Source organism: Candidatus Methylomirabilota bacterium (assembly GCA_035936835.1).
Classification (GTDB): domain Bacteria; phylum Methylomirabilota; class Methylomirabilia; order Rokubacteriales; family CSP1-6; genus AR37.
The window spans coordinates 1-7,053 of the sequence record DASYVT010000194.1 but is presented as its reverse complement, the minus strand read 5'-3'; the positions used below and the strand labels follow the sequence as shown (position 1 = coordinate 7,053).

Sequence of the window (7,053 nt, the reverse complement as noted above, 5' to 3'; positions counted from 1 at the left end):
CCAGGCGCAGGACAGTCCCGGCCCGCCGGGCTTTCCCCTTCCCGACCGTCCCGTCGCCGGCATCATCTCCCCGGAGTACTCGAATGAGCAGACGCGCGACGGCCACGGCGAGGCCGAGCGCGTCCTGAATCGCCTCGGCATCAGTCCGGGGCACCGCGTGGCTGACATCGGCGCCGGCCTCGGCTACTACACGGTGCGGGTCGCCCGCCGGCTCGGACCGGACGCCACCATCTACGCCACCGACGTCAAAGCCGAGTACCTGGATCAGCTGAAGGCGCGGCTCGCGCGGGAGGGAATCGCCGGGGTGCGGGTCATCCTGGGGCTGCCGCGGGATCCGCGGCTGCCGGCGAACTCCGTGGACGTAGCGATCCTCTCGCACATGTATCACGAGATCGAGAACCCCTACGAGTTCCTCTACCGGCTCCAGCCCGCGCTGGCCCCGGGTGCCCGGGTGGGCATCATCGACATGGATCGGCCCACTCAACGCCACAGCACGCCGCCCGCGCTCCTCCGCTGCGAGCTGTCCGCCCTCGGCTACCGGCAGCTCGATTTCGCCCTGCTAGCTCCCGCAGACGGTTACCTCGCCGTCTTCACGCCGCCGGAAACCCTGCCGCCGGCCGGCGCCATAAAGCCCTGCCGGCAGTGAGTGGGAACGCTTCCCCCAGACACCACGAGCGCCGAGGGGACCTCGACGCCCATGGTGTCCGGGCCTCTACCGACTTGACGACTACTGGCCTGGTGGCCGGTAACCGACGTTCTTCTTCGCGGCCTGGTCCATCTCCTCTGGGGTCATGAGGACCACGGTCTTGATGTGACCGCCGCCGCTGGCGGCCACGGCCAGGGATATCGCAGCGCTCGAGGCATGGTCGGGTGCTTCTGCGATCACGAACGCGTCGCTGTCACCAAATGCGAAGTAGAACGACTCGACCTTGCCGCCTACCGCCTTCGCCGCCTGCTCGGCCGCCGTCCGCCGCTTCGAGCCACCATCCTTGAGCAGCCCCTTCGCGCCCTGCGCCGTGTAGGACACCATGAAAAGGTACTTGGGCATGTCGTTCCCTCCCATGACCGTCGTGTGGTTGCTTCCCAGCCAGAGGAATTCCGGCCTTCGCTGTTTCGCCAGCGAGACGTGGCAGGCACTATGAGCGCGAGGGCACGCCCTGTCAACGCTATCAGCAGCTGCCGGGCAGGCCGCTCATCCGCGCGAGGACGTCGAAGACGGCGGCGAAGTCCTTGTCTGCTAAGCCGAGGCCGCGCGCGGCCGTCAGCATCTCGTGGGTGAGACTTGTCGACGGCAGCGGCACGCCTACCGCCCGCCCCTGCTCGAGGGCAAGGCCGAGGTCTTTCTGCATGAGCACCACGTTGAAAAGCGCCTCCTCGGGCATCTTCAGCACGAAGGGCCCGCGGTACTTCAGCATGGGCGACGCCGTGACGCTCTTGAGGAGCGCCTCGACGGCGCGCTCGCGCGGGATGCCTGACTTCTCTGCCAGCAGCACCGCTTCGGCGAAAGCCAGGATCTGGACGCCGATGCCGAGGTTGATGGCGATCTTCATGGTCACGGCCAGGCCGAGCGCGCCGACATGGGTGATGGTGGGGCCGATGGCGAGGAGATATGGCCGGATACGCTCGAGAGCGGCCGCGTCGCCTCCCACGATGAAGCTCAGCTGCCCCTGCGCGATGGTGACGGTGCTGCCCGACACCGGTGCGTCCAATATCGCCGCCCCCCGCTCCGCGACGCGCTCGCCCAGCATGCGCGTCACCGCGGGGCTGACGGTGCTCATCTCGGCCCACACGGCGCCCTTGCCGAGCCCGGCCAGGATGCCGTCGGGGCGGAGGGCCACGTCGCGGAGCGCCTCGGAGTCCGTCACCATGCTCAGCACCACGTCGGCGCCTTCGGCCGCGGCTCGCGCCGAGTCCGCCACGCTCATGCCGAGAGCGGCGAGCGCCTCGGCCTTGGCGCGCGTCCTGTTGTAGCCGGTGACGGGGTGGCCGGCGGCCAGGAGGCGCTTGACCATGGCGCTGCCCATGGCGCCCAGGCCCACGAACGCGATCTTGGGCATCAGGCGTTCTTGAGACCGGCGCTGAACTCGAACATGCTGCCGCCCAACCCCAGCGCGATCTTTCCCATGCCCTCGACCATGCGTTCCATCGTGGGCGGCATGAGCGACGCCGTGCGCATGTCACGGAAAGCCCGCTCGACGGGATAATCCTTGTAGGCGCCGCGCCCGCCGGTGATCTGGAGCGCCAGCGACGTGACATGCAGGCCGATCTCCGTGGTCAGATACTTTGCGCGGTTGGCCAAGTGCCCGCGCTGGGCCACGTCGGCGGCTTCCCAGCGCGAGGCCGAGTCGTGGAGGACGAGCCGCGCGGCGTCCAGGCGCGCCTCGAGGTCACCGATCTGGCGCTGGACTCCCGGATCATTGGACACGGGAACGTTCTCGGGCTTGACGACGCGCTTTTTCACGTAGTCCGCGGCGAACTCGAAAGCCGCCTCCGCGATACCGACGTAGACGGCCGCGTAACCCAGCGCGAAGCTCTCGACCACGCCCACGCCCGTCGCCGAGCCGGGCTTGCCGAGGGTCGCGTCCTGCGGGACGCGCACGTTCGACAACATCACGGTCGGGCTGAAGGTCGCGCGCATGCCGAGGGTGTCCCACTTACCGTCGGTGGAGATGCCGGCGCTCTCGGCGGGCACGAGGACCTGGAGGAGCGCGGTGGCCATGTCGCCGCTGCCGTCGAGGGCGCACCAGACCATGTAGTACGAGGCGCCGAGCGCCATGGTGCAGAAGTGCTTGACGCCGTCCACGACCCATCCGCCGTCCGCCGCCCGCACGACCGTCTCCATCGTGAAGGTGCGCGAGAGGCTCACCGCGGGTTCGCTGCCCCAGCTGCCGAACATCTTCCCGTGCTCGACCACCTCGGCGAAGTAGCGACGCTTCTGCGCCTCCGTGCCGAGAGCGTCGAGGAAGCGCATGACCGTGGAATGCATGTGGACCGTCATGGCCGTGTTGGCACAGCCGCGGGCGATCGTGCGGATGACGCCGATGTAGGTCGCCATGTCGAGCCCCATGCCGCCGTACGCCTTCGGAATCGCGCACCCCAAGAAACTCTCGCGCCGAAGATCGCCCCAGCTCTCCACGGGGTTCTTGCCCTCGCGGTCGTACATGGCCGCGCGCGGGGCGATCTTCTCGCGCGTAAGGGCGTCGGCGCGGTCGACGACGTCCTGTCGCATCCTAGCCCGCCCCCATCCTAGCCCGCCATCGTCGGCGACGCGGCCGCGCTCTTACGGACGGTCTTCTTGCAGCGGCAGGTGCCGGCCTCGTGCAGCTCGACCAGGTTGCCGTGCGGATCGTCCATGAAGATCTGCTCGAGCTGCGGGCCGACCACGGACTGGATGGTCCAGTACTTGACACCCATGCGGTCCAGCTCGCGCTTGGCCTCCTGGATGTCGGGCACGGCCAGCGCCACGTGGAGCGTCGTCGGGTCCTGCTTCGGCCCCTTGGCGTAGCGCGACGTGCCTTCGCAGCCCATGATGTGGATCTGCGTGTCGTTGCCGCAGTCCATCCAGTACCCGGGAATGCCGGGGATGTTCGGGCGCCCCGCGTCCGGCGTGAGCCCCAGCACATCGCGGTAGAAGGCCAGCGACTTGTCGGTCTCTTCCGGGTTGACGCGAATGCCGTGATGATGCAGCTCCAGCACCTTGACCGCCATGATGTCCTCCTTGGCTAGTGCCATTTGCCCTCGGCGGGAGCACCGCCGGGGAGGTTCGCCACGAGCGTGCCCCAGATGCCCTTGGGCAGGAAGAGCACGAACGCCATGAAGATGAGACCGATCACGAGCGGCCAGCGCTCGGTGAAGACGGCCAGCCGGTCTCCGAGCACCAGATAGGTGCCGGCGCCGACGAAGGGGCCGAAGAAGGTGCCCGCGCCCCCGAGAAGCGTCATGATCACCACCTGCCCCGACGTGACCCAGTACAGCGACTCCACGGGCACAACCGCCAGCCGCAGCGCGTCCAGCCCCCCTGCCAGGCCCGCGAAGAACGCCGAGAAGACGAAAGACAGGTGCTTGACGCGGCGGACATCGTAGCCGCACGCAGACGCCCGGTCGCCGTTCTCTCGGATGGCCTGGAGCACAGAGCCGAAGGGCGAGTCGAGAATGCGCTTGAGGCCCGCAACCGCGAGCCAGACCAGGACAAACGTGAAGTAGTAAAAAGCCAGCGAGCCCTCGAGGTCGATCTTCCAGCCGAAGAGATTGAGCGGCAGCAGCGGGATCCCGCGCAGACCGTCGTCACCGCCCGTCACGTCAGGCAGGTGGAACGCGACGAAGTAGAGGAGCTGGGCGAAGGCGAGCGTCAGCATGGCGAAGTAGATGCCGCGCCGCCGCAGGCAGAAGAAGCCGATCGCGGCGCCGCCCAGGACGGCCAGCAGGGGCCCCGCGGCGATCCCGAGCCAGAGCGAGCCAATCTTGAGCTTGGCGAGCGCGATGCCCGTGCCGTAGGCGCCGAGGCCGTAGTAGGCCGCGTGGCCGAAGGACAGGAGGCCCGTGTAGCCGTAGAGGAGGTTGAAGCCGAGCGCGAAGAGTCCGAAGATCAGCACCTGGGACGCGAGCGACTTGTACGGCATGAGGAACGGAAACACGGCGAAGAACATGCCGAAGGCCGCCACGGGATGGCGGCCCCCCCATGAAATCAAGGCGCCCACGCCGGGCACCCTCACTCCATGAGCCCGGCCTCGCCGAAGATCCCGCTGGGCCGGACGAGGAGAACCAGTGCCATCACGACGAAGACCATGATCTCGGCGAGCGCGGGCGCGAAGAAGGTGGTGATGCCCACCACCTGTCCCATCATGATCCCGGCCACCACCGCGCCGAGAAGGCTGCCCATCCCGCCGACGACGACCACCACGAACGACTCGATGACCATGGTGACGCCCATCTCCGCGTAGGCGCCCCGCATCGGGCCGGCGAGCGCTCCCGCGAGACCTGCCAAGGCGCACCCGATGCCGAAGACGAGCAGCCAGATGCGGTTGAGATCGATGCCGAGGGCGCGGACCATCAGTGGATCGCGCGAGCCCGCGCGGATGATGAGCCCGACGTTGGTGCGCGTGAGGAAAGCCCAGAGGGCGAGCAGTACCCCCACGGTGACCGCGATCACGAAGAGCCGGTACGCGGGAAACGCCATGAAGCCGAGGTTGACGGCCCCGCCCAGCTCGCGGGGGGGATCGAGCGTGAGCCCGATCTTCCCCCAGACGAGCTTGGCGGTCTCGATGAGCACGAGCGAGAGCCCGAAGGTGAGCAGCAGCGGATCGTCCGGGCTCCGGCCATAGAGCCTCCGGATGAGGAAGCGCTCCACGAGGAGCCCGAACGTCCCGACCATGAGCGGCGCCAGCAGCAGCGCCAGCCAGAAGTTGCGCGTGTAACCGAGAAAGAACACGGTGAAGTAGGCGCCCAGCATGTAGAGCGCTCCGTGCGAGAAATTGACCACGGTCATGAGCCCGAAGATCAGCGACAGGCCGATCGCGAGCAACACGAAGAGCATCCCCAGCACCAGGCCAGTGAAGATCTGGGGCAGGACCGCGGCGAGCGAAAAGTCCATCAGGGCCTAGACGAACCCTTTCTCGGCGCAGGTCCGGTCGTATTTCTCGTCCGCGGTCACCTTCGCGACCATGTCCATCAGCCCCCAGTCGCCCTTGGTCTTGCCGGGGCCGCGACCCTTGACGATCCACATGTCCTGCATGGACTTGTTGTCGCAGGCCCGCCACCACTGCTTGCCCTTGAAGTGGTCGTAGACGGGGCTCTTGCGGAGCGCGTTCGCGACGGCTTCCGAGTCGGTCGACTTGGCCAGCTCGACTCCGCGCGCCACCTCGAGCACCCCCGAGTAGGAGTAGGCGCCGTAGTCGCCGGGCGGTATGTTGAACTTCTTCATGGACGCCTCGACGAACTTCTTCGCCGACGGGATCGTGTCCTGGAGCTCCCAGTACCAGTTGATCGAGCCGTAGATGTCCGAGTAGAGCTCCGGCCCGCCTTCCTTCAGGTAAGAGATCCACAGAAGCGGCTGGGCGATCTTCATGGTCTTGTCCATGCCGAAGCTCCGCACCTGCTTGAGGAAAGCGATATTGTCCGCGCCGGGCGTCATCGACATCAGCACGTCGGGCTTGGCCGCCTGGATCTTGGGAAGGTGGGCGGAGAACTCCGCGCTGCCGAGCGGGTACGGGGTGGCACCGAGGAGTGTGCCGCCGTTTTTCTGGAGCGTGTCCTGGAGGACCGCGTTGTTCTGCTTGCCCCAGGCGTAGTCGGCGTAGATGATCCACCACTTCTTCCCGAGGTTCTGGGCGACCCAGGTGCCCATCACGCGGGACGTGATGGTGGGGTTGAGCGCTTCGTGGAAGGTGATGGGGCTGGTGTCGGGCTTGGCGCTGATCTCGTCGGACTGACTGGTGGAGATGAAGAGAACCTTGGCTTTCTTGGTCTGCTCGTTGATCGCCATCTGGACGTGCGCGGCGAGGCCACCGACGATGAACTGGCACTTCTGGTTCTCGATCAGCTCCTTGGTGCGCTGGGCGCCGACGGCCGGCTTGAGCTCGTCGTCGCGGAAGAGCACCTCGACCTTGCGGCCCATCACGCCGCCCTTGGCGTTGAGCTCGTCCTGCGCGAGCTGGGCGCCGCGCTGCATGTCCGCGGCGAGCGCCGCGAACGGTCCCGTCAGCGGCAGCGGGCAGCCGATGCGGAGCGGCTCAGCCTGCGCGCGAAGCACCGCTGGGAAGAATCCCTGGGTCGCTATGGCCCCGGCGGTCCCGCCCGTTGCGGCCAGGAACTTTCGACGTGTGATCGACGCCATCGTCGTCTCCTCCTTCGATGTGTGGGTAGGTGCCGGCGGGTCCGGCGCGCTCCGTTGATAGCAGGGGCCCCTCATGATGTCAAGGCGGCCCGCGCCGCGGTGCTGGGCCAATTTGCTTCGCCATACTTCGTTCTCGGTCGCCAGCGACGCTCAACGTACACCCACGTACGCCTCGCGTCACTGGCTCCCTCGGGCGTGGCCGTTCGAGCTGAGGGGCGTAG

At 67.5% G+C, this 7,053-nt stretch carries 8 protein-coding genes; 1 reads left to right on the top strand and 7 read right to left on the bottom strand.

Annotated elements, in window-relative coordinates:
• Positions 1-646: methyltransferase domain-containing protein (locus tag VGV06_17380; GenBank protein ID HEV2056916.1), on the top strand; the 646-nt coding region annotated here is incomplete at its 5' end.
• An 81-nt stretch (positions 647-727) separates the two neighbouring features.
• Here VGV06_17380 and VGV06_17375 read toward each other — a convergent pair.
• From VGV06_17375 to VGV06_17345, 7 genes are all read right to left on the bottom strand, one after another.
• Positions 728-1,048, bottom strand: a complete 321-nt coding sequence (locus VGV06_17375) for a GYD domain-containing protein (protein ID HEV2056915.1) — start codon at positions 1,046-1,048, stop codon at positions 728-730.
• Between the two features lie 121 nt (positions 1,049-1,169).
• Positions 1,170-2,057: an NAD(P)-dependent oxidoreductase gene (locus VGV06_17370; protein HEV2056914.1), complete on the bottom strand. Its 888-nt coding sequence runs from the start codon at positions 2,055-2,057 to the stop codon at positions 1,170-1,172.
• Positions 2,057-3,229, bottom strand: a complete 1,173-nt coding sequence (locus tag VGV06_17365; protein ID HEV2056913.1) for an acyl-CoA dehydrogenase family protein — start codon at positions 3,227-3,229, stop codon at positions 2,057-2,059. The genes VGV06_17370 and VGV06_17365 overlap by 1 nt, the downstream gene beginning before the upstream one ends.
• Before the next feature lie 17 nt (positions 3,230-3,246).
• Complete coding sequence (locus VGV06_17360) at positions 3,247-3,732, bottom strand: VOC family protein (GenBank protein ID HEV2056912.1); 486 nt, start codon at positions 3,730-3,732, stop codon at positions 3,247-3,249.
• Positions 3,723-4,697 carry a branched-chain amino acid ABC transporter permease gene (locus tag VGV06_17355; protein HEV2056911.1) on the bottom strand — a complete coding sequence of 325 codons (975 nt, stop codon included), beginning with the start codon at positions 4,695-4,697 and terminating at the stop codon, positions 3,723-3,725. Before VGV06_17355 ends, VGV06_17360 begins: the two co-directional genes overlap by 10 nt.
• 11 nt (positions 4,698-4,708) lie before the next feature.
• Positions 4,709-5,590: a branched-chain amino acid ABC transporter permease gene (locus VGV06_17350; protein ID HEV2056910.1), complete on the bottom strand. Its 882-nt coding sequence runs from the start codon at positions 5,588-5,590 to the stop codon at positions 4,709-4,711.
• Between the two features lie 6 nt (positions 5,591-5,596).
• Positions 5,597-6,832, bottom strand: coding sequence for an ABC transporter substrate-binding protein (locus VGV06_17345; GenBank protein ID HEV2056909.1), 1,236 nt, complete (start codon positions 6,830-6,832; stop codon positions 5,597-5,599).
• Between the last annotated feature and the right edge of the window lie 221 nt (positions 6,833-7,053).